Annotated in this window: 19 protein-coding genes; 7 read left to right on the top strand and 12 right to left on the bottom strand. The window is 55.8% G+C overall.

What is annotated here, in order from left to right; all coding sequences use genetic code 11:
- Positions 1-22 precede the first annotated feature (22 nt).
- On the top strand, positions 23-1546 hold the full coding sequence (locus tag ABH912_RS08215; RefSeq protein ID WP_033056694.1) for an O-antigen ligase family protein: 1524 nt from the start codon (positions 23-25) through the stop codon (positions 1544-1546).
- Between the two features lie 5 nt (positions 1547-1551).
- The gene (locus tag ABH912_RS08220) at positions 1552-4173 is read left to right on the top strand and encodes a glycosyl hydrolase family 5 (protein WP_429510332.1); all 2622 of its coding nucleotides are present in this window, start codon (positions 1552-1554) and stop codon (positions 4171-4173) included.
- Positions 4174-4224: 51 nt separating this feature from the next.
- On the opposite strand, the gene ABH912_RS08225 is transcribed toward ABH912_RS08220, so the two are convergent.
- A complete protein-coding gene (locus ABH912_RS08225) occupies positions 4225-5871 on the bottom strand; it encodes a phosphoethanolamine transferase (protein WP_429510333.1) in 1647 nt (548 codons plus the stop codon).
- A 201-nt stretch (positions 5872-6072) separates the two neighbouring features.
- On the opposite strand from ABH912_RS08225, the gene galE reads away from it, so the two are divergent.
- Positions 6073-7050: a UDP-glucose 4-epimerase GalE gene (galE, locus tag ABH912_RS08230; RefSeq protein ID WP_429510334.1), complete on the top strand. Its 978-nt coding sequence runs from the start codon at positions 6073-6075 to the stop codon at positions 7048-7050.
- 43 nt (positions 7051-7093) lie between these two features.
- Here galE and ABH912_RS08235 read toward each other — a convergent pair whose 3' ends face one another.
- The 5 genes from ABH912_RS08235 to ABH912_RS08255 form a co-directional block, all read right to left on the bottom strand.
- A complete protein-coding gene (locus ABH912_RS08235; protein ID WP_231670535.1) occupies positions 7094-7825 on the bottom strand; it encodes a CpsD/CapB family tyrosine-protein kinase in 732 nt (243 codons plus the stop codon).
- Positions 7826-7893: 68 nt separating this feature from the next.
- Complete coding sequence (locus tag ABH912_RS08240) at positions 7894-9453, bottom strand: GumC family protein (RefSeq protein WP_429510335.1); 1560 nt, start codon at positions 9451-9453, stop codon at positions 7894-7896.
- A gap of 20 nt (positions 9454-9473) precedes the next feature.
- Positions 9474-10529, bottom strand: coding sequence for a hypothetical protein (locus ABH912_RS08245; protein ID WP_419866183.1), 1056 nt, complete (start codon positions 10527-10529; stop codon positions 9474-9476).
- Positions 10530-10615: 86 nt separating this feature from the next.
- Positions 10616-11173, bottom strand: coding sequence for a polysaccharide biosynthesis/export family protein (locus tag ABH912_RS08250; protein ID WP_033056700.1), 558 nt, complete (start codon positions 11171-11173; stop codon positions 10616-10618).
- A gap of 460 nt (positions 11174-11633) precedes the next feature.
- Entirely contained in the window at positions 11634-12131 is a 498-nt protein-coding gene (locus ABH912_RS08255; RefSeq protein ID WP_033056701.1) for a hypothetical protein, read from the bottom strand.
- Positions 12132-12497: 366 nt separating this feature from the next.
- Here ABH912_RS08255 and ABH912_RS08260 point away from each other — a divergent pair, with 366 nt between their 5' ends.
- Positions 12498-12668 (top strand): hypothetical protein, encoded by a 171-nt coding sequence (locus ABH912_RS08260; RefSeq protein ID WP_156363914.1) that lies wholly within the window; start codon positions 12498-12500, stop codon positions 12666-12668.
- A gap of 3 nt (positions 12669-12671) precedes the next feature.
- On the opposite strand, the gene ABH912_RS08265 is transcribed toward ABH912_RS08260, so the two are convergent.
- Entirely contained in the window at positions 12672-13325 is a 654-nt protein-coding gene (locus ABH912_RS08265; RefSeq protein WP_033056703.1) for a peroxiredoxin, read from the bottom strand.
- Positions 13326-13744: 419 nt separating this feature from the next.
- Between ABH912_RS08265 and ABH912_RS08270 the strand changes: the two genes are divergently transcribed.
- Positions 13745-14461, top strand: a complete 717-nt coding sequence (locus ABH912_RS08270) for a glycosyltransferase family 25 protein (protein ID WP_050482804.1) — start codon at positions 13745-13747, stop codon at positions 14459-14461.
- Between the two features lie 101 nt (positions 14462-14562).
- On the opposite strand, the gene ABH912_RS08275 is transcribed toward ABH912_RS08270, so the two are convergent.
- Positions 14563-14892, bottom strand: coding sequence for a hypothetical protein (locus ABH912_RS08275; protein WP_033056705.1), 330 nt, complete (start codon positions 14890-14892; stop codon positions 14563-14565).
- 184 nt (positions 14893-15076) lie between these two features.
- On the opposite strand from ABH912_RS08275, the gene potE reads away from it, so the two are divergent.
- Positions 15077-16480 carry a putrescine-ornithine antiporter gene (gene potE / locus ABH912_RS08280; RefSeq protein ID WP_429510336.1) on the top strand — a complete coding sequence of 468 codons (1404 nt, stop codon included), beginning with the start codon at positions 15077-15079 and terminating at the stop codon, positions 16478-16480.
- A 2-nt stretch (positions 16481-16482) separates the two neighbouring features.
- A complete protein-coding gene (locus ABH912_RS08285) occupies positions 16483-18768 on the top strand; it encodes an Orn/Lys/Arg decarboxylase N-terminal domain-containing protein (RefSeq protein ID WP_429510337.1) in 2286 nt (761 codons plus the stop codon).
- A 90-nt stretch (positions 18769-18858) separates the two neighbouring features.
- Here ABH912_RS08285 and betA read toward each other — a convergent pair whose 3' ends face one another.
- The 4 genes from betA to speB form a co-directional block, all read right to left on the bottom strand.
- The gene (gene betA, locus ABH912_RS08290; protein ID WP_429510338.1) at positions 18859-20547 is read right to left on the bottom strand and encodes a choline dehydrogenase; all 1689 of its coding nucleotides are present in this window, start codon (positions 20545-20547) and stop codon (positions 18859-18861) included.
- Between the two features lie 2 nt (positions 20548-20549).
- On the bottom strand, positions 20550-22118 hold the full coding sequence (locus ABH912_RS08295) for a purine-cytosine permease family protein (protein WP_429510339.1): 1569 nt from the start codon (positions 22116-22118) through the stop codon (positions 20550-20552).
- Positions 22119-22224: 106 nt separating this feature from the next.
- Entirely contained in the window at positions 22225-23733 is a 1509-nt protein-coding gene (locus ABH912_RS08300; RefSeq protein ID WP_429510340.1) for an aldehyde dehydrogenase family protein, read from the bottom strand.
- A gap of 27 nt (positions 23734-23760) precedes the next feature.
- Positions 23761-24765, bottom strand: coding sequence for an agmatinase (speB, locus tag ABH912_RS08305; RefSeq protein ID WP_429513073.1), 1005 nt, complete (start codon positions 24763-24765; stop codon positions 23761-23763).
- Between the last annotated feature and the right edge of the window lie 94 nt (positions 24766-24859).

The following is a 24859-nucleotide window of genomic DNA, read 5'->3' on the forward strand; positions in this document are numbered from 1 at the left end:
CAATCAATAAGTCCAATCATCCATGCCTGAGCACTTCCGAGCGTTAATCGTCATTCTGGTCCTTGCTGTTGTCGTTTTTGCCATGGCACGTCGACCAGCAGCAGATCTGATTCCCGACCGTGATTTCACTCGTCGGCGCAATCTGTGGTTCGTCTTGACGCTACTGGCATTTTTTTCGCACAGTTTCTGGGTGTACGCAGGCATTGCCGCGATCGTTTTGACCTTCGCACGAAATCGCGAACGCAATCCCGTGGCGCTATTTTTCCTTCTGGTGTTTCTAATCCCGCCGTCCACCGCGGAGATTCCGGGCTTCGGCCTGATCAACTATTTTTTTGCCCTTAACCACATTCGTCTGCTGGCACTGTGTGTGTTGCTTCCGGCTTTTTTGGTTCTGCGCAAACGCGCCGACACGGTCCCTTTCGGGCGCACCTGGCCTGACAAACTGTTAGCCGCCTACCTCCTGCTGACGAGCCTGCTTTTCCTGCGCGAAACCACCGTCACTGACACCTTGCGCCAAATGCTCTACCTGTTCCTCGAAGTTTTTTTGCCTTACTACGTTGCCAGCCGGGCGTTGAAGAACCTCAGCGACTTCAAGGACGCGCTGTTCGGTTTTGTACTCGCCGCCATGCTGTTGTCGCTTATAGGTCTCTTCGAATATTCCAAGCACTGGCTGATGTACAGCGCGGTTGTCTACGCCATGGGCATGCAATGGGATCCCGGCTACTTGAGTCGTGGTGGCTCATTGCGCGCCAGCGCCACGACCGGCCAGGCCATTGCGCTGGGCTTTGTCATCAGCGTGGCCATCGGCTTTTACCTGTACTTGCAGGAGGCTGTACGTAGCAAATTGCAGCGCAGCCTCGGCGCACTGTTGCTCGCCGGTGGTTTGTTCGCGCCGTTGTCGCGTGGCCCCTGGATCGGTGCAGCCGTGATCATCGTCGTGTTCATCGGCACCGGTCGTAAAGCGATCAAACGCCTGATGCTGCTGGGCGCCGCCGGTGCGCTCGCCCTTCCCTTGCTGGCCATCGTGCCGGGCGGGCAAAAAGTCCTTGATCTGCTACCGTTTATCGGCACGGTGGAAGTGGAAAATATCACCTACCGGCAGCGCTTGATTGATAACGCCGTGATCGTCATCCAGCGCAACCCTTGGCTGGGTTCTTTCAATTTCCGCAATACGCCGGAAATGCAGTCCATGATTCAGGGCCAGGGAATCATCGATATCGTGAACACCTATATCGGCATCGCGCTGTCGTTCGGTTTGATTGGCTTGACGCTTTTCGTGGTTTTTTTCGCCACTGTCCTGCAGGGCATCCGCAAGGGGATGCGTTCGTTCCCCAACCAAGACGATGAGGCACGCCGACTCGGACGTGCACTTCTGGCGACACTGGCCGGGATCCTGATCACCATCGTTACCGTTAGCAGTATCACGGTCATCCCCGTGGTGTATTGGTCGGTGGCTGGGCTAGGCGTCGCCTACGCTCAGATGGCACGCAGGCTCAAGCAGACCTCGACGGCCGTCACGGCGAGCGCCCACCTCCAACTCAGGTAGACCCCATGATCCAGTTGTTTCGCCGCCCACGGATACTGATCCTGCTGCTGTTTTTTGCTATTTGGCCGTTTCGTACCTGGGCGTCGGACTGGGTCATCAGTGTCGATGAGCGCAACGGCCTGCCCATGCTGGAGCGTGGAGGCAGTCCGGCAATTGCTACGACATTCTCGTTCTTTGGGCGCAACTGGGACTGGACGTATTTGCAGACCGAATTCAAGGTCAATACACCTTATCGATACTCCCTTGCCGGTAAAAACAAAGCGCTGGATTTCGACTTGGCTGCGCAGATTCAGAAGCAAGGCGAGCAAAAGCTGACCTGGAACTTTGCCGTGGATGCACACAGCGGGAAGTCGGGCATTTCAGGTGGCGGCATCGTTTTCGAATTCGACCCTGCTCTGTTTGCTGGAGAAATGGGCGAGCCCACTTTGCTACCCGACAACCGCGGCTGGACCTGGGGCAATGCACAAGGGCGACGCATCGAAATGCGCTTCGAGCCCGCACTGGCAAGTGTGTACCTTGAACCGGGCAGTAAATCCGAGGTGCGTGCTTTTTTCTTCAAGAACACGATCAAACCTGGCCGCCTGGATTTCACCGCCACCTTGACCGTTTCTGGCGATGTGGCGATCGGCCCAACCACTACCGAGCGCTTCGGGTTGTCGGACCCAAAGAGCTGGCCGACAGACAAGCTCGACTGGAAAACCTCGCCGGTCGACCTGTCCTTTCTCAACGCTCAGGAAAAACCGGCAGGCAAGCGCGGCTTCATCAAAGCCTCCGGCGAGCAATTGCTATTTGCGGACAACACTGAGGCGCGTTTCTGGGGCACCAACCTTTCGGCCTACTCGCTGTTCCAAACGTCAGACGATGCAATCAAGCTGCAGGCCAAACGCCTGTCGGCACTGGGCTTCAATCTTGTTCGACTGCACCACCATGACTCGCCATGGGTCTTCCCGAACGTCTTTGGCGACGGCAGGGTCACGCGCAGCACCCAGCAACTGAGCCCGGAATCGCTGAAAAAAATCGACTGGTGGATCAAGTGCCTGAAAGACGAAGGCATTTATGTGTGGCTCGATCTGCACGTCCAGCGAGTCTTTACTGAAAACGACAACATTTTTGGCTTTGATGAATTGCCAAAAGAATCGGGAAATTTCACCTATCTCAAGGGCTATTCCTATGTGAATCTCACCATTCAGAAAGCCATGAAGCGCTTTGCCGAAGCCTACATGACTCATGTAAACAGCTATACCGGTCTCGCCTATAAAGACGACCCGGCGATCGCCGCCGTACTGATTACCAACGAAAACGACGTCACCAACCACTTTGCCAACGCTCTGTTGCCAGACAAGAATCTGCCGAAGCACAACCGCGTCTACATGGCCGAGGCCGAGGCCTTTGCCAAGCAGCACAATCTATCTGCAGACCAGACCTGGCGTTCCTGGGAGCCAGGCCCCTCCAAGCTGTTCCTCAACGATCTGGAGCGACGTTTCAACGTCGACATGATTCAACACCTGCGTGGAATAGGCGTGAAGGTCCCCATCGCCACGACAAGTAGCTGGGGCCGCAATGGTCTGAACTCCCTGCCGGCCCTTACTGCTGGCGACGTAATCGATGTCCATAGCTACGGGGGCTCGGGACAGATAGAGAAAAACCCGCTTTACAGCGACGGCATAGTGAATTGGATTGCCGCCGGCCAGGTCATTGGTAAACCCTTGACCGTGACCGAGTGGAACAATGAGCCCTTCCCGATACCAGACCGTCACTCGTTGCCACTCTATATCGCCGGTACCGCCCGCCATCAGGGCTGGGATGCACTGATGCAATATGCCTACAGCCAGGAGCCACTGGGGGCCCAAGGGATGAGTGCCAACAACTGGCACGCCTATAACGACCCTGCAATGCTGGCCACCCTGCCCGCCGCCGCCTTGCTTTATCGCCGTGCAGACGTTCGCGAAGCAACAACGACCTACGTCTTCGCGCCGACGCCAGGCACCCTGTTCAACCAAATGATCACACCGGCCAACTCTGCTCTACTGCGCACAGCCATGGAGAAAGGCAAGCTGGAAATCGCTATGCCACAGACACCGGAATTGCCCTGGTTGCAACAGAGCGTTATCCCAGGCAATGCACAGCAATTTCATGACCCTGACCAGTCGCTGCTGGACGCCAATGCCAGCGAGTCCACGACAGACACGGGTGAGCTGAAGCGCAACTGGAAACAAGGCATCTACACCATCAACACACCGCGTACCCAGGCCGCTACCGGCTGGATCGGCGGCGAATCGATCAGCCTAGGCAACATTCAGGTTCAAGTGAAGACCGCCAACGCCAGTGTGGTGGTGCAAAGTCTGGACGACGCGCCTTTGAGCCGATCGCAGGATTTACTGATTTCGTTAGGCACCCGTGCCATCCCCCAGGACGTCGACAAAATACCTTTTTACGTTGAGCCCCTCGAGGGCACGCTAACCATCCAGGCGCCGCAAGGCTTGACACTGTTCACCCACGGCATTCTGGGGCAAATGAAGAAGCTTCCCGCGACCTACCTTGATGGCCGCTATACCATCAAGTTCGATGGCTTGCAGGCGTCGAACTGGTTGTTTTTGAAAAAAGGTGTCACGCCAGCACAACCTTAGGCGATGCGCAGCCATGGAACAACGCCTTGCGGCGTTGTTCCGCGAGGCTCTTTAAAGGGCGTCAAAATCAAACGTAGGAACATAGCCTGCGCCGAGCAGATGTGGACACTTCGACGATACAAAATCATCACTTAATAAATCATCCGAACTTTTGTACTTGTTCGTGAAGACCCCTGTGATATTTAAAAGCGTATGCGGCAAGGACGATATGCTGATTTTCTGACTTTCTCTTTCCTTCAGCTTTAAAAGCTTAAGCGCTTGCGGGCTTGAAACATTATCGGATGCCCAGATAAATGCCGAAACCGGGAGGTCATATTTATTGCCAATCCCATGCCCCAAGAGCCCCCGACTGTCATCCATCATGTTTTCACCGTGATCCGATGAATAAAACAAAACAGATGGTTTCTTGCTTGACTTCAATTGTTCAATAATCGTGCTTAACAGCCAGTCCGTATACAAAATACTATTATCATATTCTGCGGTGATTTTGTCTTTGAAGCTGTCTGTAGACGGCTTGAACTTATCGAAATTTTCTGGATATCGGCGTGAGTATTCGAAATGACTACCTTTGACATGAATGAATATGGCTTTCTTTTCTGTACCGCTTTTATTGAGTATTTTTTCATGCTCTGAAATCATTGCTCCATCATAGCTTCTCTCAAAATATTGACGGTACTGTGCCTCTGCAGCTATTTGTGGAATTATTCCACCAAAACTATCAACCTCCTGTACAGACAACCAATAGGTCATGTACCCGGCTGCCCGATAGATACCCACCAATGATTTGGTTGACGCAATGGCGTCCCAATCCGATATAGGCTCAAGGCTCAGCATTGAAGGAACCGCGTAGGAGGTATAGGGGGCTGTCGTGCAGATCTGATTAAACTTGAAAATCCCCGCCTGTTTACCGAGATTCGGCGTGGTTTCCTTGTTATAACCGTAGAGGGACCAGTTCTGTGGCCTTGATGACTCACCGATGACAAAAACAATGGTTTCTATATTTGATTGATTCGACAGGCTGGTTATTTTTACCTCAGATTCCCGACGGCGCTTGATAAGCTCCCCCGTCCCCATATACAAATTTGCAGTAAGGGTAATTTGCGACAAATAACCTGCTGGCGTGCTTTGATCTTTTGCCAGGAGATCCATGACTGCAGACTTCCCGAAAGAATTAAGCTTGACGGTTTTATAAAAATACGCCCCATACCCCACTACCAAGGCGCTGACAACCAAAACAAAAACACCTTTGTTTTTATATAACTTGCGCTTATGCAGGCCTATTAACCCAACCCCATAGCACACTATGAAAATCACCAAAACGATACTGATGGGCTGCCAATAGGTCGGTAGAAATTCGCTGGCCTCCTGAAAGTTTGTCAAGCCAATAAATATATAGGCAGCTGTTAGTCTCGAGTTGAAATTCAAAACCAAAAACAGATCAATGGCTGCTGCCAAATAGAACGGCAACAGAATGAGGTGAACCTTGAATTGATTGGATGATATGAATCTAATTGCCAACAGCCACAACACTGACATGCCAAGGGTGTAAACAACCAACAAATCAATTTTAGAGTATTGATAGTTTGTTAGCGTTCTAACAATCAACGGCGACAACAGAAATGACCACAACACTAAATTTGGCCATTCTGCTTTAAATATTTTTAATGAGTAATCGATAACTTCGGCAGAGTTTTTCATTTGATAATTATTCTCGCAGGTTACCCATATGCCTCCTCAGAGGGTAGCTCCAATTGGCGCGCTCGCCGTATCGTGTTCGAAATATTCTCTCCTTTGGCGTTCCAAACGTAGTGAGCCTCAGCTATTAATGGTCAGGTGGATCGCGTTGTCGTTGCAATCTGCGCTTGCACAGCACTAGTGCCCAGGAAATCGGAGATCAGGATGAAATTTTTGGTGGTGGGTGGTGCGGGTTATATCGGCTCGCACATGGTGAAACAGCTACTGAGCGCAGGTCACGAACTGGTGGTGGCAGACAATTTCTCAACGGGTTATCGCAGCGCGTTGAGGGGCGGGACATTGGTCGAACTGGACATAGCCGACGAACAGGCGCTGGACGCCCTGTTTGCGGGACACCACTTCGATGCCGTGTTCCACTTCGCCTCCTTTATACAGGTGGGCGAATCCGTCTCTGAACCTGCCAAGTACTATCAAAACAATGTCGCCGCCACCCTGACGCTGCTCCAGGCGATGGTTCGCGCCGGAGTCAAAAACTTCATTTTTTCCTCGACCGCCGCCGTCTACGGTGACCCGGTGTATGTGCCTATCGACGAGAAGCATCCCAAGGCCGCGATCAACCCTTATGGTCGCAGCAAGTGGATGGTGGAGCAGATGCTTGAAGATTTCGACCGCGCATACGGGCTGAAATCGGTCTGCTTGCGCTACTTCAACGCCGCCGGAGCAGACCCTGAGGGACAGCTGGGTGAACGCCATGAACCGGAAACCCACCTGCTGCCCCTGATCCTGCAAGCCGCCTCCGGACGGCGCGCAACCATTACCGTCTATGGCCGTGATTACGACACGCCTGACGGCACTTGCATTCGCGACTACGTCCACGTTGTCGACCTCGTTGCCGCTCACGCGCTTGCTGTGGATTATCTGTTGGCAGGAGGTGCAAGCACGGCGTTCAACCTCGGTAACGGTCAAGGTTTCTCAGTACAGCAAGTCATAGATACGGCGCGCTACGTGACCGGCCAGGATATCTCTGTCAGTGAAGCGCCACGTCGCGCGGGCGATCCACCACGCCTTGTGGCCGATCCCCGCAGGGCCAACACATTACTTGGCTGGCAGCCGCAATTTGGCTCACTTGAACAGATAGTGGCGCACGCCTGGAGCTGGGAGCAGAAGTACCCTTGGCACTGACTGTCGGCGCTAGCCAATAGCGCCGATCTCCTGCGGGGATGCTCTAGTAGTAGGAGCGGTTTTCGGGCTCGGCTTTGTTCAACACCGTGCCAATCAGGTTGGCTGTCCCAAGATGATGCAGGCTTTCCTCGATCTCTTTCTTGCTGTTCAATCCATTAGCGACAACGAGCAGGACGCAGTCGAACCTGGGCAGGACGTTAATCACATCATCCGAACTCAACAGCGGCGGCAAGTCGAAAATCACGATGCGTGAGTTGTAGCGCTCGCGCAGATCAGCAATCAAATGGCTCACTGCAGGCGATGACAACACCTCGGTGGAAAGAGGAATCGGCTCACGCGTCGGCAGGACCACAAAGCGCGGCAAGGTCGGATTGACCAGTACTTCTTGCAGTTCAGCTTCATCGGCCAACAATTCATTAAGCGATTTATCCATCGGCAGACCCAGATACTCACCCACCTTCGGACGACGCAAGTCGAAGTCCACCAGTAACGCCGTCTTGGTCGTGTGATGCGCGATACTCATTGCCAGGTTTATAGCCAACACCGTCTTGCCTGCCTCTGGAGTCGGCGAGGTGATGGCGAGCGTGCGCCAGCCATTTTCTTCCATGATTTTCAGCACTTGTGTACGCAGTAGATCGAATGCCCCGCCCATATTCGAATTTTTGTTGTAAGCCACAATGCGGTGGCGCTCAAGGTGATCGGGTCGCAAAGGTACAACTTTGGTTTGCACATAACTGAGAGCATTCAGACCTGTGGACTGCACGGTCGGTGTCATGGCTTTTGACGAGGTCTGTTGCTCGGCTTTTTCGGTATCGGGATTGAACATTTCCATGGCTATATTCCTTATGCAAACCGGCCCAGAGCTTTAAACATCAGAAGATCCAGAGGCATGTAGAGGAAGTGCAGGAGCACCAGAAAGATCGCGATAGTCGCGACCCCACAGACGATCAATAGCATTCGCCACTTCCTGCGGCGTGCCAGTTCAGCCTTGGTGTGAATGTAGGGAATGGAAACCAATACGCGTCTACCCAGCACGCTGGCCAAGGCCTGGGCACCGCGCACACGCTGACTCATCATCTCGATGAGCATCACCAGCGCGCCAGCACCTACGGGGGCAAGCAAGAACCCCATGGCAACCACTTTTTTACGGTTCGGCCGTACCGGCTTCTCGGGCATCAGCGGTGACTCCAGAAGCACAAAACGCTCGGCTTTGTTTTCCTGCTCCAGGCTTTCGGAAATTTTCGCACTCATTTCCTTCGTGCGAATCTCCTCATATTTTTTACGAGCATTATCATGGTCACGCATCACCGTGACCAAGCCGCGCTCGACTTGCGGCGTCTCAAGAATTTGTGCCTCGTATTCGGCTATTTTGCTGAGTATTTGCTGCTTTTGATCCGCCAGCGACTTGATACGTGCTTCTGCTGCGGAGATCCGCGCCTGGGCCTTGGCAACGTCCAGGTTGACCGACGCTGCACCATCAGCACCTTTGCCAGCCTCAAGTGCAGCAATTTTGCGTTTGACGGCACGCACGTCAGGGTGGGCTTGCGTATACAGCGACTGCAACCGGGTGTACTCGGCTTTGAGGCTAGCCAGATCCTGTGGTTTATCAACTGCCGCACCGGGTGCTCCAGGCTTGGTCGCTAGCCCGGCATTCGCGGCGGAAAGCTCCAACTCATTGAAGCGCAACTCCTCACGGGCAGTTTTGTAGTCACGGTCGACCTCTTTAAGCTCGGTTTCGGCGCGCGTCAACATATTCATGCGCAGCTCCTGATGCTCGGGCAGCGCGTTGCTGTGTGCCTGCTTGAAGTCCGCCAACCGGTTCTCAAGGGCTTCCAGTTCCACCCTGAGCTTGTCCGCCTCCTGCGTCAGGAACTCTGTCGTTTCACTGGCGCGTTCGGTGCGCTGCTTGATGTTTTCATCCAGAAACAGCGTCACCAGTTCTTTGGCAACTTTGTTCGCAATCTCTGGCTCCCTGTGTTCAAAGGAAAGACGGAAAGCAATCGTCACCTCTCCGCGCCCCTTGACGGCAGCGCTGACCAGGGAGACCACAATCGCATTGCGCATTTCTTCGATCTTCTCGGTAACGCTCAGTTGCCGACTTTGCGAAGCGAAAAGATTGTATTTGTTGATGATCCCTTCCAGATGTTCACGGGTCATCACGCGCTGGCGAATGACTTCGATACGCTCATCGGCAAAGGTATTGTTGTTGGCTGACACCAGGTCTGGCGAAATCTGCTGAGACTCCACCAGAATCGTGCCGGATGACTCATAGGTAGGCGGGAGAGAAATCGCTACCGCTATGCACACGCCGAGTATGACCACGAAACTCAGGATCAACAGCAGGGCGTGGTGCTTGATGATAGCTAGGTAGTCGTTGAACGACATTTCGTATTCAGAGGCCATATTTCTCACACAGCTGAATGTCAGAGACCGGGATAACTATAAGTCAGCATCAGCCCGACGACGTTTGCAGTGGCATCCGGCAAGCCATCTTGCTGGCGTTGTTTGTATGTGTAGGATAGGCGTGCAATCCAAAAAGGCGAGAGTTCTTGGCTAAACCAGGCACTGTAATTTTTCAGGGTATTAGGCGTCCGGCCTTTGGCGTCTTGCCAGGAGGCATCGAAACCGGTGCGCCGGGTCTCGTCGATGGCATAGCTCCATGTTCCCCTCAGGGCATCAACCTCGACGAAACCACCGTCCCCGCTGGCCAGAGTGCTACGACTGGCGTCGATGCTGGTATCAATACGCTCACCGGCATATTGCAACAATAAACCGCCCTGGCCTTTGGGCCCGCTACCTGTGCCGGAGACTTGGTTAAGACCCACGTAGGCCGTCCCCTTAAACCGCTCGGAGAGCTGGACATTCAAGCCGACCGTGGGGGTGTAGCTGTTTGAGGAAGCCACCCCAGATCCCTTCTCCGGCTCATAGCGCCTCACGCCAAGACGGGTGAACAGCTCGACCTGCTCACTCCATGCATAGTTCCAGCTGAAGCGGGTCGCCAGCTCGTCATAGTTGGTCAGTGTATTAATATCGTAAGTGACATGAGTGTAGTCAGTCTCGTTCACCAGGGTGCTTCGCTCGCTGAGAGCAGTGCTCCAGTTGCCGCCCACCACATACATCTTTTGCGTGCCATCGGAGGCAACTACGCCGGTTTCCTGAACCACCGTGGAAAGCGTAGAGTTTTCTTCATATCTCGCCGTGAGTCCAAAAGCACCGGTTTCGGTCTCGCGTTGCCAGCCTAATCTCAATCTGGGATCTTCACGGTCCGAAACGACGGACGTATCCGACGAACGCACGACATTTACCCCGAGACCGAACTGGAACTCATCCCGTCCGGAAGTACCCACGAGGCTGTAATCGGGGGCGATGATCGTACGGGTCACCCCTTTCTCATCACTCGTGAGCAGCAGTGGGTTGCTGTCGTACTCGACCGTCGTAGGCACTGCTATTGCTGATTGCCAAGTAGCAGCATAGGCCATGTCCGAACACGACAAAGCCAGGATTGCCGTCGCAACCCCGGTAGTTCGAAATCCAAGCAAAGTAATCCTTAGTGCCTTGCGCAAGGCTAAGGCACGACCAGCGTGTCGCCGGCTTTAAGTAGAAAATTGGTGGTCATGTCTTTCCCTGACATCAACTCGCTATAGTCGACGCGCAGGATCTCTTGTCTAGCTCCATTGAGCCGAACGACCTTAATGTCGTCTTTATCGGCGAATTTGTCGAGCCCGCCCGCCATGCTTATTACCTGCAGCACTGACGTTTGACCTGACATATGCACGGTGCCCGGCTTCAGCACTTTGCCCTGAACGTAGACGAGATTACCTTCGGTGCCGGTGACGACTACGCTCACCTGCGGATCAGGTATGAAAGCCTCAAGCTTGGCAGCGATTTGCTTCGCGACAGCGGTGGCATCAAGCCCCGCAACATTGACTTGCCCTGCCAGCGGGAAAGTAATGCTGCCATCAGGAAGCACGCGCACATCCTGCTTGAGCTTGTCTTCGCCCCACACGGAAACAGACAGGTTATCTCCCGGACTCAGCCGGTAAGTCGGGTCGTTTTCGACGGCACTGGAAATGCTGGGCCAAACAGCCAGCGCGCAAAGCACAGGTATCAATGAACGGAACATCGGGATCCCTCCGTCTCAGTAGCCATGCAAGGAGTTTAGAACAAAAAAACCTAGTCAAATCACTCTAGCCTATTTCACGCCAAAGAAACGACTAAACAGCAATCATCTTGAGCGTCCGGGCGGTCAATTCCGCCCATACAACACACACGAAACCGGAACGCTAGTGCAAAACAGAAAAATAGTGTTATTTAACAACAGGTTGGAACAAGAAAATCACCCCCTATGTATTCCGCGCCAATATTAACCACACCATACCCGTTTGAACTGGCTCAACTGCGACACTGTCAACCTGACGACGACTGCGTTTGCCAGTACAACTAACTGATATCAACAATTACAAACAAAGCATCACTGCAAGACAAACATCGTCCGCAAAAACAACATATAAAGCTGAGTGTTTACCCAGCAACCAGAGTAACTGTCTAAACAACCATTATTGCCAAAAACTGCTAACTACTACCTATATCTTCCGTCGGTTGGCGACCACAATAAAACCAAACAACGCGGAAGAAAATAACCATGCCGCCGCAGAAAGCGGTACTGCATTAGGTTGGTTGATATCCGATACCCCCACCAGACTTTTTTCCTGGAGAGATGAATCAATCTTGAACTGTTTATTGTCAACCGCCGCCATTAATCCGTCACGCGAAGAAGAATTGACGGACACATTCACGCTTGAGTCAGCCTGATGAATGACACTGTTAACTTTCGCAGAATGGGCATCATCGACGTAAATATCAGTGATCAATGAAGGTAAGCCAAGGCCCTTTCCAAAAGTAAGCAGCGCGCCACCCGCGTGCTCTTTGAGAGCCGTACAAAGTTGAGACCCTAACTCATCGCAAGCGCTGCTTATACGGCCAAATTCATAGGACAAACTGGTCGCCTGAGCACTAGCAACGACCGCACCATTCAGGATCACAGACAACAACACGAATTTAATGACAAGTGTTGAGCGCATAACACCGCCTCCTTGCGTAGGGGGTTATTCTTTTGTCGGTTGAAGGAATCTATATCGGCTAAATTGAGCCTATAAGCACATCGCCATTACGTCAATAGCTCGTCACAATAATAAATCGAAATTTAATTTTAGGGAGGATGGCGTCAAAATAACGCCACAACAAGCACGTCAGTCCGGTGGTTTCTATCCATGTGAAACAGCTTCACGCATGGGCGTCAGCCCACATCAATATGCTAGCCCACGACCCGGAGCAGCGCCTTGCACCGGGTAACGACACGCCAGGGCAATGGTCGCCGACGACGCCTGTAAAGGCGGGGTTTGTCGGCAGTTTTCTGAAAGTACCCGGCTGACGAGAGTTTTTGACGCATGAAGACAGCATGCCAAGTAAAGGCTCCCCGTGCATTCCCGATCCTGAACACTGTAGAAGTCTCGGCGCTGCACCTGGGAGCCATGCTCAACCTCCCTGGCACCCGCGCCGAGCAGATCAATGCAATGCGCGTAAAAGGCATCGCGATTGAAGACAGGGTGAATGACTGACCATTACTTCGGTTGCGCCACCGTACGCAAATAAGGTTTCACCGTCGTGAAGCCATCCGGGTACTTCTTCCTCGCATCGTCGTCGGATACCGACGTAGGAATGATCACGTCCTCACCCGGACGCCAGTTCACCGGCGTGGCAACCGTGTGCTTGGCGTTTAACTGGATAGCATCGAGCAGCCGTAACACTTCATCGAAGTTGCGCCCGGCACTCATCGGGTAGACCAGCATCGCCTTGATCTTTTTATCCGGGCCGACAATGAACACTGAACGTACCGTGGCGTTGTCCACGGCAGTACGAGCGCCGCCACTGGCATTCGGGTGAATCATGTCGTAGAGCTTGGCCACCACCAGATTCTCGTCGCCGATCATGGGGTAGTTGACCGCATGGCCCTGGGTTTCTTCGATGTCTTTGGCCCAGGTCTGATGGTTACCGACCGGGTCGACGCTGAGGCCGACAATCTTGGTGTTGCGTTTGTCGAACTCCGGCTTGAGCCCGGCCATATAACCGAGTTCAGTGGTGCAGACCGGGGTGAAGTCCTTCGGATGTGAGAACAGGATGGCCCACTTGTCGCCAATCCATTCGTGGAAATGGAGCGTGCCTTCGGTGGTTTCGGCGGTGAAATCCGGTGCTTCGTCGCCAATACGAATGGTCATGTGCGTTCTCCTCGCTGTGCAGGGTAGGGAAACAATCGGAACGATTCAGTATAGGAGACCTTGAAGACTTACTGGTGCAGCACGCCGATTGACGAGACTAAAACTTCAGCCCGAAATGCTGCCTATACTGCAAACCGGGGTCGATAGAGAAACGGACAAAATCGCCAAGCATTCAGCCTGTCAGGTTGAGGTCATGGAAGTTGACGCCGAGCCGTCAGGAAATGCAGAAAGTGGCCGTGCTCTGACGCTGCGCGAGTGAACCGCCTGACGCCTGATTGATGAGGTGTACTTCAATCGAACACAACCCAGAAGACGTAAGGGAGTGCCTCCTGTCGGCAGTACTTACCGTACGATTTTTTCCGAAATCTGCGGGTTCCCCAATCCAACTGCCCTGATTGTCTGCCCTAAGGACCTGACAGATGAATGTGATCGAATATTTTGATCGAGTAAGAATCATCAACATCTCGTCAAGAAAGGATCGCCGTTTAGAAACAGTTGAAGAGTTCACTCGCAACGGCTTTCACATCGATGATGAAAAAATAGGCTTTTTTGAGGCTGTTACGCCCAGTGAGGGAAATGGCTTCCCGAGCGTCGGGGTCAGGGGCTGCTTTTTGAGTCATCTGGGGGTGCTGGAAGAGGCCATGCGTCTGAATTTGAAAAATATCTTGATCATGGAAGATGACATACAGTTTTCCAGACATATTTCTCAATATGGGAGAGCGGCGATCGAGTCTCTGGAAGGTATGGAGTGGGACATCGTCTATTTTGGGCACCCGTTTGAAGAAAATTCAAACTTGCCCGCCTGGAAAGCAGTCGACCGACCAATACATCTGGCCCATTTTTATGCTGTAAACGGGAAATGCTTTGGGAAATTGAGGGATTTTTTATTCCAGGTTCTGGAGCGGCCACCGGGACATCCTGACGGAGGTCCGATGCATTATGACGCGGCTCTCAATACGCTTATTCATAAGAATAAAGACATTCTGGCTTACTACTTCACCTGGAATTGTGGCTATCAAAGGCCCTCGCGAACGGACCTGCATGAGCTTTCCCTCTTTGACAGGGTGCCTCTCCTGCGACCGGTAATGGGTATGCTCCGGAGGTTAAAGGCAAAAAACCTGAGAAGAACCCGATAGTTTTCTCTCTTCAGGGAAAGTCTGAAGCACCCAATGCCTGACGTAACCAGCCCGACACGGCGCAGGAGCCGTGTCCGGGTGATTGTGGCGGTCCGCCCTCCTCATTTGCGCGCCAACTTGTACCGGACGCACTCCTCATAAAAGCTCTCGCGCAGGGCTGCGGGCTTCATTCGCGAATTACTGTCATAGGTCTGCTCGGTAATGCCCATCGCCATCATGTGCATCCACGGCTTGCTGAACTTGTAGGTATGTAACTTCTGCCGCGCTGCATACAGTGAAACCCCGGAAAGTTTGAGTTCCTGGGCTCTCGCCGCGGTACCTGCGCCCCAGCTGCAAAGGTAACGATCATTCGAGGCCAGTTCTTTGGCCTGGGCAGAAGCAGCAACGCTCACCAGGGCTAACGAAATCAGCGCAACCATTACATTCCGCATTCGCATTCGATCCCAACTAACTGAAAGTAAGTTGATTTTGGTCAAAACTTTCAGTCTTCGGGGCCAGCAAAATGCCTTATATGCGCTATAGCTTGATTTCTCGGTGTCTTACGGACATTTCTTGCGACATTTCAAACTTTTGCTATAGCTAACAGTCTCTCCCGCCACCAAATGAGGCAACGGAATGTCAGTCGCAAAGAAAATGACAGTGGGGCAACTAACGATGTTGACAGCCGTCAACATGTTGGGCTCCGGCATTGTGCTGCTCCCCACAAAACTCGCCGAAGTCGGTGGTATTTCCATTCTCTCCTGGCTGATCACGGCCACTGGCTCCCTGGCGCTAGCCTATGCCTTTGCGCGTTGCGGGATGCTCAGCAGAAAGACCGGAGGCATGGGCGGCTATGCCGAATACACCTTCGGCAAGGCGGGCAACTACATTACGAACTACACCTATGGCCTCTCGCTGTTGATTGCCAACGTGGCGATCAGTATTACGGCGGTCGGCTATATTCAGGAGCTGTTCCATATTCAACTGGGCTCACTGCAAGTGGGTCTGGCGACCATCGCTCTATTGTGGATCACCACTTTCGCCAACTTCGGCGGTGCGCGGATTACCGGGCGGATCGGTGCGGTTACGGTTTGGGGAGTGATTGCGCCGGTGGTGCTGGTGTCCACCATTGGCTGGTTCTGGTTCGACAGCAGTGTCTACGCCGCCGGCTGGAACCCCCACAACATGGGCTGGTTCGAAGCTGCAGGTGCATCGGTGGCGATCACCTTATGGGCGTTCCTCGGCCTGGAGTCAGCGTGCGCCAACACCGATGCCGTGGAAAATCCGGAGAAAAACGTACCCATTGCAGTACTTGGCGGCACCCTCGGCGCTGCGGTGATCTACATCGTCTCCACCAACGTCATCGCCGGTATCGTCGGTAACCCGGAACTGGCCTCCTCCACTGCACCGTTCGGGCTGGTCTTTGCCAAGATGTTCACCCCTCTGGTCGGCGACATTGTGATGGCCGCGATGGTACTGGCGTGCATCGGTTCGCTGCTGGGTTGGCAATTCACCATCGCGCAGGTCTATAAAAGCTCGGCGGACACCGGTTATTTCCTGTCGATCTTTGCCAAGGCCAACAAGGCCGGAACCCCCATTATCGGCATGCTGGTACTGCTGGCAGTGCAGACGGCGCTGGCTTTGCTCACCATCAGCCCTGACCTGAGCAAGCAGTTCGACACGCTCGTCAATCTCGCGGTGGTCACCAACCTGGTGCCCTACATCCTCTCCATGGCCGCGTTGATGACCATTCAAAAGATCTCCAACGTACCGGCGGGCTCGGCGCTGATAACCAACATCATTGCGTGGGTGGCGGCGGCTTACAGCTACCTGGCGCTCTACAGTTCGGGCGCGCAGGCACTGATGCTCGGCGGCGTGGCAACGATTTTTGGTTACACCCTGTTTGGCTTCGTCAACAACCGCCTGATCCGCCTCGAAGCGCTCAACAACAGCGTACCGACGCAGACCGTCAGCGCTCAACACATCACGGGCGAGCCGGTGCCGGTCAATAACTTGCAAGCAGTCAAAGTGGAGGCTTAATCATGACGGAATATAGACATTCGCTCGGAATGCTCACGCTGTTGGTCAGCAGCCCGCCGGACAAACGCACTGTCTTTGGTCGCGCCCTGCATCAGTTGATCAACGATGTGGAGGAACGCGCCGTCCGGGTACTGGCGTCGGAATCCCTGAGCGACGCCACGTCGATCCTGCGCTCGGACCCCGCCATTCAATGCGTGCTGCTCAGCTGGGAAATGGACAAAAGCGAAGGCCACGAGGAATGTATCCAACTGCTGGTCAGCCTGCGTGAGCGCAACACCCGGGTGCCGGTTTTCTTGATTAGCGACCGCAGCACCGCGTCGAACATTCCGCTGGTGGTCATGCAACACGCCGACGACTTCATCTGGTTGCCCGAGGACACCAGCCGCTTCCTCAGCGGGCGCATCCTGGCGGCCATCGAGCGTTATCGCCAAGCCGCCCTGCCCCCCATGTTCGGGGCGCTGGTGAAGTTTTCCCGCACTTATGAATATTCGTGGCACACCCCTGGACATGCCGGCGGCACCGCGTTTTTGAAGAGCACCGCGGGACGCGCCTTCTACGAGTTTTTTGGTGAGAACCTGCTGCGTTCCGACCTGTCGATTTCGGTCGGTGAACTCGGATCGCTGCTCGATCACAGCGGCCCCATCGGCCAGGGCGAGCGCTACGCCGCCAAAGTGTTCGGGGCCCACCGCACCTACTACGTCACCAACGGCTCGTCGATGTCCAACCGCGTCATCCTCATGGCCAGCGTCACGCGCAATCAGATCGCCCTGTGCGACCGCAACTGCCACAAGTCTGCCGAACATGCGATGACCCTGTCCGGTGCGATTCCGACCTATCTGGTGCCGACCCGCAACCGCTACGGCATCATCGGCCCGATCCTGCCGCAAACCCTGAGCGCCGAAGGCGTGAAAGCCGCTATCGCCAGCAACCCGCTGGTCAAGCAAGGCATCGACCCGACACCCGTCCACGCGATTATCACCAACTCCACCTACGACGGCCTGACCTATAACGTCACCCGCGTCGAAGAGTTGCTGGGGCAAAGCGTCGATCGCCTGCATTTCGATGAAGCCTGGTACGGTTATGCGCGTTTCAACCCGCTGTACCGCGAGCGCCACGCCATGCACGGTAGCCCGGACGATCACGACGACTCGAAGCCGACCGTGTTCGCCACCCAGTCGACCCACAAGTTGCTGGCTGCCCTGTCCCAGGCCTCAATGATTCACGTGCGTAACGGCCGCAACCCGATCGAACACGGGCGCTTCAACGAGTCGTACATGATGCACGCCTCGACTTCACCGAACTACGCGATCATGGCGTCCTGCGACGTCAGCTCGGCGATGATGGAAGCGCCCAGCGGGCAAATCCTCACCACCGAATCAATCGAAGAAGCCATCAGTTTCCGCCAGGTCGTCTCGCGCATGCACAACGAGATGCTGAGCAAGGATGACTGGTTCTTTACCTGCTGGCAGCCGCCGACCGTGCAGGTTGGCGCGACCACCGTGCCGTTCCATGAAGTCGACCCGGTGCTGTTGAAAACCGAGCCGAACTGCTGGGTACTGCATCCCAACGCGGTATGGCACGGCTTCGGTGACATCGAAGAAGGCTACTGCATGCTCGACCCGATCAAGGTCTCGGTGCTCAGCCCGGGCATGGGCGACGACGGCAAACTGCTCGACTCGGGTATCCCGGCTTGTGTGCTCACGGCCTACCTGGGACGTCAGGGCATCGTGGTCGAGAAAACCACCGACTTCACCATCCTGTTCCTGTTCTCCATCGGCATCACCAAAGGCAAATGGGGCACCTTGCTCAATGCCCTGCTCGACTTCAAACGCGACTACGACGACAACGCCGAACTGGAACTGTGCCTGCCGGATCTGCTGGCCGCCAACCAGTCTCGTTACGCTGGCATGGGCCTCAAGGACCTGGCCGACGAAATCTTCGCTGCCATGAAGAAACACAAAACCACCGCCAACATGGCCCAAGCGTTCGGCACACTGCCGAAAGCCGAATTCAGCCCGGTGGAGGCCTACGAAAAACTGGTCAGAAACGAAATCGAACGGGTGACGCTCGAAGAAGCCGCCGGACGCATCGCCGCAACCGGGATCGTGCCGTATCCACCGGGTATTCCATTGCTGATGCCAGGTGAAAACGCCGGGGCTGCGGATGGGCCTTTGCTGGCGTATCTCAAGGCGCTGGAAGCCTTCGACAGATCCTTCCCGGGTTTCACCCATGACACCCATGGGATCGAAAGTGAGGGCGGAGTTTATCGCTTGCTGGTACTGAAATGAGCTAGCGCCTGTAGGTGATGCGAAGTAAAAAAAACGGGCGCCCTAAGGGCGCCCGTTTTACATGTTTCCCAAGCGATTAACCCGTCGGGTTCAAACCCTGACATTGCGTCCTGGTAACGATGAGCGCTGGCTGGTTTCCCAATCCTGGACCAGCCCGACGGGCGCATCGGACGCTGGCAGCATGGTGCGCCCGCGAACCAGATCGGAGGCCCGCTCCGCCAGCATGATGGTCGGTGCATTGAGGTTGCCGTTTGGCTCGGTCGGGAACACCGATGAGTCGATCACCCGCAAACCCGCGATGCCCCGCACACGCAACTCGGAATCAACCACTGCCATCTCGTCCTCGCCCATGCGGCATGAGCCGCAAGGATGGTAGGTGCTTTCGAGGTTTTCACGCACGAAGGCGTCGATTTCTTCGTCGGTGTTCACCTGTGGTCCGGGGGCGATCTCGCCGTCGCGGAAACGGTCCATCGCCGGCTGGCCGATGATCTCGCGAGTCAGGCGAATGCAACGGCGGAAACCTTCGCGGTCTTCCTCGCGTTGCAGGTAGTTGAACTGAATCTGCGGATGTTCGTAAGGGTCAGCGGAACGCGCCCGGACATAGCCGCGACTCTTCGGTTTGTTCGGCCCGGTGAGCACCATGAAGCCGTGGCCCTTGATCGGTTTGTTGCCGTCATAACGCATGGCTGCGGGCAGAAAGTGGAACTGAATGTCCGGCCAGCGCAGGCCCTTGTCCGAGCGGATGAAACCACCGGCCTCGAAATGGTTGGTGGCGCCGAGTCCGTCCTTGAACAACAGCCAGCGCAGGCCGATCATCAGTTTGCTCAGCGGGTCCATTTTGCTGTTGAGCGTCACCGGTTCCTTGCAGCCGAACTGGATGTAAACCTCGGCGTGATCCTGCAGGTTCTCCCCTACTCCCGGCAGATCATGACGGACGCCGATCCCGGCTTTGCGCAGGACCTCGGCCGGGCCGATACCGGAGCGTTGCAACAGGTGCGGTGAACCGATGGGGCCCGAGGAAATCAGCACCTCACGGTTGCAATAGACCTGGTGCGTCTGGCCTTCGTGGTCATACATGACGCCGACGGCTCGCTTGCCTTCAAGGATGATCTGGCGGGTCATTGCATGGGTGATCACGGTCAGGTTCGGACGTCCCATGGCCGGGCGCAGGTAAGCGTTGGCCGTGGAGCAGCGCACGCCGTTTTTCACCGTCATGTGCATGGCACCGAAGCCTTCCTGCATGTAGCCGTTGCAGTCATCGGTCTTGATGTAGCCCGCTTCTGCGCCGGCCTCGACCCAGGCTCCGTACAACGGGTTTTTCATGTGATTGCCGTTGGTGGTGTGCAAGGGGCCGGTGCTGCCGCGATAGCCGTCACCGCCCTCCTCGTAATGCTCGGCCCGTTTGAAGTAAGGCAGGCAATTGCGGTAGCCCCAACCCTCTGCACCGAGGGACTCCCATTCGTCAAAGTCATAGGCGTGGCCACGGATGTACACCAGGCCATTGATTGACGATGAGCCACCGAGCACTTTGCCCCTTGGGCAGTGGATACGACGTCCGTTGAGGAACGGCTCGGGCTCGGTCTCGTAGCGCCAGTTGTACTTCTTGGTGTTCATCGGGATCGAAAACGCGCTCGGCATCTGGATCACCACACTGCGATCGCTGCCGCCGAATTCCAGCACCAAAACTGAAGTGGCCGGGTCTTCGCTCAAGCGGTTGGCCAACACACAACCTGCCGAGCCGGCACCGATGATGATGTAGTCGTACTTTTGCGTAACCATGATTATCTCCGGACCGCCGATTTGTCGAAAACGGGCAACGACGGCTTGGTCAACGTGTCGCCGGTGGTGTATTGCGGGGATGTTTTTTCGATGTGCTGGATGACCATTTCTTCGCGCTTGAGGTCGATCGAGCGGCTGAACCAGTAGTACACCAGCCCCGACACGATCAGCCCGACGAGCCAGGCAATGTCGATGCTGCCGAGCGCTTTGGCGAGCGGGCCGACATAGACCTCACGCTGCTCGACGCCATCGTAGATGTAGAAGAACGGGATCATCGAAATGAAGCCGATGGCATACGCCGCGATGCCGCGCAGACCCCAGCTGCCGTAGATGTTGCCGTGGGGCATGAAGAAGTGCGGGATGGCGTAGCGGCCCTTGCGGACGAAGAAGTAGTCCGTCAGGTTGACCGAGGTCCAGGGCACCAGGAAGTACAGCATCACCACCAGGTAGATGCCCAGCACCGACAAGCCTTTGCCCGAACTCTGGATGCTCAGCGCGACGCCCAGTTGCAGCAGGATCACAAAGCCGATGGCCAGGATGCGCGCCTTGCGGGTCGGTTCGATGTGCTTGATAGAGTCGACGCAGGTCAGCGTGGTCAACTTCGCGCTGTAGATGTTCATGGCGATGACCGGCAGGAACGCCAGGATCGTCACGACCACCACCACAGTTCCCATCAGCGGCGACACGGTGTTGCCGACTTGCCCAAGGGCCACCAGCACGTCCGTGGAATGCAGGTGATCGGCCAGCCAGCCACCGACAGAGATCATCCATGCGCCGGACAACGAGGCACCCAGGAACACCACCGCGATCAGTTTGCCGCTGGAGGTGTTCTTCGGCAGGTAACGCGAATAGTCGGACACATACGGGGCGTAAGCGATGTTGTAACTCGCCGCTGCCGCGAACTGGGCGATGAAACCGGTCCAGTTGAAGCCCAATGGCGCCGGGGCCACTTCACCGGCCGCGAGTACCGGCATCGCGGCATCGGGAACCCAGCCCATCAGCACCGCTAACGTCACCAGGCCGTAAAGCGGAAGCGACAGGTACAACGCCCATTTGAAACTGCGGTGCATCCAGTCATGCCCGAGGATCGCCAACACTGCCGCCGGTATCGTCACCGCCACCGCGATCAGCGCGGGGTCGAAGCCGAATAGCGTGTGCAGCCCCTGCATCATCAACACCAGGTTGACGATGTTGAAACCGGCGAACACAAACAGCGTCGCCAGCAGCACCAGGATCACACCGCGATAGCCGAACTGCGCACGGGACTGGATCATCTGCGGCAGGCCAAGGTGCGGGCCTTGCGAGCCGTGAAACGCCATGAACAGCGTGCCGAACATGATGCCCAGCGTGCCGGCGAGTGTGGTCCAGAGCGCGGTCAGGCCGACGCTCGGGCCGACGAAGCCGATGGTCATGGTGAAGAAGGTGAAATTGCCGAGGAACCAGAACGGGCCCTGGCTCGACAGTTTATCGGTGCGCTCGTTCTCCGGAATGAAATCGATTGAATGCCCTTCGACGATAGGTTTGTCGTCGAGGAGCGACACGCTTGGGGCGGCTTTGGCGTCAATGTTCATGATGTACTCTTATTTTTGGAAGATCATGACGAGGTAACTGCGTTCTTTTGGGTAAACGACGCACCCTGTGGGAGCGAATTCCCACAGGGGTTGAGTCAGCCATGACTCAGGGGAGCGTGATCCAGACCGCCTTGGTTTCGAGCAGGTAATCGAGCTGCTCCGCGCCCAGGTCCTTGCCGAACCCGGACTGCTTGTAGCCACCGAACGGCATCGACGGGTCGAGGGTGCCATGGGCGTTGACGTAGACCGAACCCGCTTTCAGCCGCGGGATCAGGCTGTGCACCTTTCCAAGGTCATTGGAATACAGTGCCGCCGCCAGGCCGTAGGGCGAGTCATTGGCCAGGGCCAAAGCCTCTTCTTCATCGTCGAACGGTGCGGTGACCAGCACCGGACCAAAGATCTCTTCCTGGACGATGCGCATGTCGTTGCGGCAATGGGCAAAAATGGTCGGCTCGACGAAGAAGCCGGGGCCCTCGACAGGCTGGCCGCCGTAGACCAGTTCGGCGCCCTCTTGCTTGCCGGTTTCGATGTAGTCGGTCACTCGCTCCTTCTGCAACGCCGAGACCAACGGGCTGATGAAGCAGTCCGGATCCAGGCCCGGTGCGATTTTCAGCGTGCGGGTGTAGGCAATCAGTTCGCGCAGGAATTCGTCGTAGACGCTGCGATGAATGTAGGCGCGAGTACCGGCATCACACACCTGGCCAGAGTTGAAAAACACGCCGTTGGCAATGGCCTGGGCGGCGGCCGGCACGTCGGCATCGGCCAATACGATTACCGGTGATTTTCCTCCGAGTTCGAGGGTTAGTCGCTTCATTTCGTCCAGCGCGGCGCGGCCAACGGTACGGCCGACCGGGGTCGAGCCGGTGAAGGTGAGCTTGTCGATACCGGGGTGTGTGGCCATCGCCGCACCGACCACGCTGCCGCGTCCGGTCACGATGTTGATCACCCCGTCCGGGATGCCGGCTTCCTTCACCAGTTCGGCAAAGCGCAAGGCCGACAGTGAGGTCAGTTCGGCAGGTTTGACCACCACGGTGCAACCGGTTGCCAGGGCGGCGCCAAGCTTCCAGGCCATGGTTTGCAGCGGGAAGTTCCAGGGCACGATGGCGCCGACCACACCCACCGCCTCCTTGCGCGTATAGGCCAGGTAATTGCCGGGCAGCGACGGTTCAACGGTTCGGCCATGCAGCTTGGTCGCCCAGCCGGCGAAATAACGCAGCGTATCGACGGTGCCCTGGATATCGACATCCCGCGCGAAGGCGACTGACTTGCCCATGTCGATCGATTCGATTTCCGCCAGTTCGGCTGCGTTGCGTTCAATCAGGTCCGCCAGGCGTTGCATCATCCGCTCGCGTTCTGCCGGTTTGGCCTGACGCCAGGCGCCACCGTCAAACTGTGCGCGGGCGGCTTGCACGGCGCGGTCCAGATCCTCGGTAGTGCCCATCGGAATGCGGGTGATCAGGCCTTCGGTCGACGGCTCGATAACATCGGATGTCTGCCCGTCGCTGGCCTCGACAAAGGCGCCACCGATGAACACTTTCTGAACCTTGCTGAGGAAGGTCTGGGTGGCCTCGGATACACCGAATTTCTGCAAATACTGCTTAACGATCGTGTCCATTTTCATACCCTCTGTGCGGCGGTCAGATCACGCCGTGGCCGTGGTGGTTTCGCTTTTGGCGTGCCGTGCTTGAGCCCGCTCGTGGAAGATGAAACCGATGCTGTTGAGCAGCAGTTGCGCCGCCAGAATCGAAGTCATACCGGTAGGGTCATAAACCGGTGCAACCTCCACCAGATCCATGCCAACGATGTTGCCTTGACTGCGTTTGGCCAGGGCCTGGATGATTTCCAGCACTTCGTAATAAAGGAAGCCGCCGTGACTTGGGGTGCCGGTGCCAGGGGCGATGGACGGGTCGAAACCGTCGATGTCGATGGTGATGTAGTAGTTGATGTTCTGCGGGATCAACGCCAGCACACCTTCGACGCCGAGGCGACGTACATCACGCACCGAAAGGATCTTCGAACCGGCCGCGTGGGCAGCTTCATAGTCGTCACGATTGGACGAAGACACGTTGCGGATGCCCATCTGGGTCATGCCGACGATGTGGTTCATTTCGGACGCGCGACGCAGCGGGTTGCCATGGCCATAGCGAACGCCATGACGCTCGTCGACGAAGTCCAGGTGTGCATCGAAGTGGATGATGTGGATCGGGCCACGGCCCTCGAACGCCTTGATCACCGGGGCGTGAACCGAATGATCGCCACCGAGTACAACCGGCATGACACCGGCATCCAGAATCTTGCGTACGGCGTATTCGGTGTTCTCGTTGCTGGTGACCATGTCGGTGTGCACGATGTCGGCATCACCCACGTCGACCATGCGCACGTCGGCGGCGGTCAGGTACATGACGTCATCTTCGTGGTCATAGGCGCCGGCATGGCCGAAGGAAAACAGGGTCGATGCCTCACGAATGCCGCGTGGTCCAAAGCGTGCGCCGGAACGCCACTGGGTGCCCATGTCGTTGGGCACACCGAGGACCGCCACGTCCGCATCCAATGCATCCCAATCGGTGCACACCGGGGATTTGCCAAAGGTGCAGTGACCCACGAATGGCAGGTTCAGGCGACCGGATTCATAACCGTTGTTCGACATTTCAGGCATCTCCAATTCTTGTTATCAGCTAGCGGACGTGGAAGGCGACCGCCGTTGGAATGACTATGGGCGCAGGTTTTCGTGGAAAAAATGC

Source organism: Pseudomonas sp. BT76 TE3572 (assembly GCF_050435365.1).
GTDB lineage: Bacteria > Pseudomonadota > Gammaproteobacteria > Pseudomonadales > Pseudomonadaceae > Aquipseudomonas > Aquipseudomonas fluorescens_W.